This is a genomic window from Kluyvera sp. Awk 3 (genome assembly GCF_028069715.1).
GTDB classification, from domain to species: Bacteria; Pseudomonadota; Gammaproteobacteria; order Enterobacterales; family Enterobacteriaceae; genus Kluyvera; species Kluyvera georgiana_A.
Map to the genome: position 1 here is coordinate 1 of NZ_JANEWH010000229.1, position 3772 is coordinate 3772.

At 52.2% G+C, this 3772-nt stretch carries 3 protein-coding genes; 1 reads left to right on the forward strand and 2 read right to left on the reverse strand.

What is annotated here, in order from left to right:
• A partial coding sequence (locus tag NNN71_RS24000; RefSeq protein WP_271459528.1) for a helix-turn-helix transcriptional regulator occupies nucleotides 1-617 on the forward strand: 617 nt, incomplete at its 5' end.
• On the opposite strand, the gene NNN71_RS24005 is transcribed toward NNN71_RS24000, so the two are convergent.
• On the reverse strand, nucleotides 614-1936 hold the full coding sequence (locus tag NNN71_RS24005; RefSeq protein ID WP_167574696.1) for a 6-phospho-alpha-glucosidase: 1323 nt from the start codon (nucleotides 1934-1936) through the stop codon (nucleotides 614-616). The two genes, NNN71_RS24000 and NNN71_RS24005, sit on opposite strands and share 4 nt — an antisense overlap.
• Nucleotides 1933-3549 carry an alpha-glucoside-specific PTS transporter subunit IIBC gene (locus tag NNN71_RS24010; RefSeq protein WP_271459529.1) on the reverse strand — a complete coding sequence of 539 codons (1617 nt, stop codon included), beginning with the start codon at nucleotides 3547-3549 and terminating at the stop codon, nucleotides 1933-1935. The genes NNN71_RS24005 and NNN71_RS24010 overlap by 4 nt, the downstream gene beginning before the upstream one ends.
• Nucleotides 3550-3772 lie beyond the last annotated feature (223 nt).

Below are 3772 nucleotides of genomic sequence, written 5' to 3' on the forward strand. Positions count from 1 at the left end.
GACCTATTGAGATAAAATCCTATCATTGCGTCGGACTTATCTGGGAACAATACTGGATGGAATTTATTCCTACCACTCTGATGCCCATTCCAATATTACAACCAGGAATAATTTATAACGGTGATGTTTATAATAAAGAAATGAATGAAGTTGCCACTTTGATTACCAGCCCCGACCCATTAAAAAACAATCTGGCCGTCGCCTACCTCACCAAAATTATTTATCAATGGATTTGCCTCATTGCCGAAAATGGCAAGAAAGACCGCCAACTTCTCAAGCTGGAAAAGCTGATCGCCCTGCTGCATGCTAATCCACAGAAGCGCTGGAGCGTCGCCGATATGGCTAACGTGATGCAGTGCAGTGAACCCTGGCTACGCCGTCTGTTTGTGCGCTATACCGGCAAAACGCCGAAGGAATATTATCTGGATGCGCAGCTTGAACTGGCGCTGTCACTGCTTAAGCAAGAAGGGAATACGGTGGGTAAGGTCGCGGGAATGCTGAACTTTTTTGACTCATTTCATTTTAGCAAGGCGTTTAAGCATAAGTTTGGTTACGCGCCTTCGACGATACGGAAAATCGACAGCCCGCAGCCAAAAACTGCGGGCTCGCCTGATTAGCGCAACTCTGGCCAATAGTCTTTGTTGGCCTCAATTAAATCATCCAGAATTGCCTTCGCCACCGAGGCGCTCGGCACGGTTTTCGACAGCGTTATCGCCTGCCACAACTTCTGGTATGAGCGCTGCTCCCAGGCATCCACCACCAGTTTTTCCACCATCACCTGCTGGCTCATCATCCCTTTCTGGAAGTGCGGAATATCGCCCACCGTCAGGGGCTCCGGACCGTTGTGGCCCACCAGACAGGGGATTTCCACCATCGCATCGGCGTCAAAGTTATGAATCGCACCGTTGTTAGGGACAATCAGCAGCATCCGCTCCTGGGTGTTGAAGGCGATGGCCGTGGCCAGATCAACGATGTAAGAAGCATGTTCGTCAATCTCTAAATCGCCCGCGGAGGCGTTGCCGGCGTCGATAATCGCCCGGCAGGCGCTGAACACGTTTTTCTCGCGGTGATCCATCACTTCATTCGCGCGGGTACGTTCCGGGTTGGAGTGCGCCACCACGTAGTCCGGGAACAGATAGTATTTCAGGTAGGTGTTCGGCATGGTGTCCGGATCCAGCGCCTGTACATCTTTTGCCTTCGCAAAGGTATCGTTCCAGCTGGCTTCGGTATGTGGATCGTTTGATGGTGGAACATAGCCGTATTTAGCGACATGTTCGCGTAATTTAGGCATCAAATCATTGCCTTCTAAATCCTCAATCGATGTCCACCAGCCAAAGTGATTCAGACCATAGTAGCGAACGCGCATCTGTTTACGATCCTGAAGGCCGACAATCTGTGCCATTCGTCCTTCAATACCGATAGGCATATCGCAGATATTGAGGATTTTAGCGTTCGGGCGCAGACGGTTCGTCGCTTCCGCCACAATCGCCGCCGGGTTGGAGTAGTTCAGCATCCAGGCGTTCGGCGAGTATTTTTCCATATAATCCACCAGCTCCAGCACGCCGCCGATGGAACGCATGCCGTAGGCAATCCCGCCCGGACCGCAGGTTTCCTGGCCCAGCACGCCGTGGCGCAGCGGAATTTTTTCGTCTTTTTCACGCATTGGGTATTTACCCACGCGGATATGCGCCATCACAAAATCGACATCGGTAAAAGCCGTTTCCGGGTCTGTGGTGTAGCTGAATTCGATATCCGGCGCCTGTTCCTTGAGAACAATTTTGCACGCCTCAGCGATCACTTCCTGGCGAGCGCTGTCGTTGTCATAAAACTTCACTGAGCGGAGTGGAAAACGATCCTGATTCGCCAGCAACATCAGGACGATACCGGGTGTAAATGTGCTGCCGCCGCCTGCGATAACAACTGAGAATTTTTTCATGATACTGCCTCTGTCAGAGTGGATTGTTCGGTCGGAGAAGATGCTTTCATTAACATTTCAAGCTGATCGCGCACCTGGGGAACGTGCAGGCCAACGATGACCTGAATCGCGTTGCCGTGACGCACAACACCGTGTGCCCCCAGCGCTTTAAAGACGTCATCCGTTTGCGTTTTCGCCATGTCCTTCAGCCCAATACGCAGTCGGGTTGCACAGTTGTTGATGCTTTCGATATTGGCTGCGCCGCCCAGTGCCTGCAGGAAACCGGCGGCCTGGCCCAACTTAACGTCAGAGGTGGCGCTGGTTTTACCGCGTGCGGCCTGATAGTCGGCTTTGCTGTAGAGCTTAATTTCGCTGTCTTCGCGGCCCGGTGTTTTGAGGTTGAAACGCAGGATGAGCGTCCGGAAGACCAGGAAGTAGAGCGCAGTGAAGCAGAGCCCAATGCCTATCTGGATAAACATCATCGAGGCATGGTTATGGAACATCGGGATCCAGTTCTGCGGCAGGAATTGGTCCAGCAGACCGCCGCCCATATTCCCCACCACGCCGCACATGTACATCACCGTCGCCATCGTCGCGGCCAGAACGGCGTGAATGGCAAACAGCAGAGGAGAGATAAACAGGAACGTAAATTCCAGCGGTTCAGTGATGCCCACCAGTACCGCCGTCAGCGTTGCCGGGATCAGCAGACCCGCCACTTTCATCCGGTTTTCAGGCGCGGTTGTGAAGTACATGGCCAGCGCAATCCCCACGGAACCAAACACTTTGGAGTTACCGTGCAGCGCGAATCCACCTTCAGGGAACAGCGCTTTCAGCGGTTCAGTGCTTTGGCTGAAGGCCTGCAGATGCTCCGCCCAGTAGACCTGGATACCGCCTTCAACAACGGCGGGCCCAAAAATAAATGGCCCATAGACAAAGTGATGGAGCCCGGTTGGGATAAGAATGCGTTCAAGGAAGGTGTACACCCAAACGCCCAGCGCTCCCGCGCTACGCAAGAAGGCTTGTAGCGACTCAATCCCCATCTGAACTTTTGGCCAGCCGAGCAACGTCAGCCAGGCGCAGGGAATCATCACCAGGAAAGTGACGATCACCACAAATGACGAGCCCTGGAAGATGCCGAGAAACACCGGGAGAGGTTTGTCGAAATAGCGGTTATGGAGCGCGGTGACGATACCGGAAATCACGATCGCACCGATAATGCTGGTATCGAGCGTTTTGATGCCGGCAATCATGGTCAGGCCGCTGCCCGCTGTCGGATCAAGGGAGAAATCGACGCCGAAGAAGTGGCCCCAGGTCATTCCCATGGCGTTAATAAAGTAGTTCCACGTCAGAAAACTCACCAGCACCGCCAGGCAAGCTCGACCTTGCGCTTGTTTTGCCAGGCCAATGGGCAGGCCGACGGCAAAAATCAGGGGCATATTACGAAAGACCGTCCAGCCACCTTCTTCAATAATATGAACAATTTGAGAAAATAAATTATCAGGAGCAGTAAGCGCTTCACCGACAAACATCGGGTTGCGTAACATGATGGCGATACCCACCACAATCCCGGCAAAAGGAAACAGCAATACCGGGGTAAACATGGCGCCGCCAAAGCGTTGTATTTGACTGAGCATTGAGCAATCCTCATTTAACAACTCGTAGGGTAAGTGGCCTTGTTATGTTCATCTTCGGCCTGCTACGAGAATAAGAATTCGCCCTGCGGACAACATTCAGCCGGGTTGTGATTCGTGATCGCTTTCATGGTTTTAATTGGAGCAATGTTGTCTACTTTTTTGATAATTAATAGACATCTTCAGTCGCGCTATTTTTGATTTTTAGGCTGTAGCAGCCTAATTA

Coding starts and splice junctions, on each gene's coding strand:
- NNN71_RS24005 (WP_167574696.1), bottom strand. CDS start 1,936: ATGAAAAAATTCTCAGTTGTTATCGCAGGCGGCGGCAGCACATTTACA.
- NNN71_RS24010 (WP_271459529.1), bottom strand. CDS start 3,549: ATGCTCAGTCAAATACAACGCTTTGGCGGCGCCATGTTTACCCCGGTA.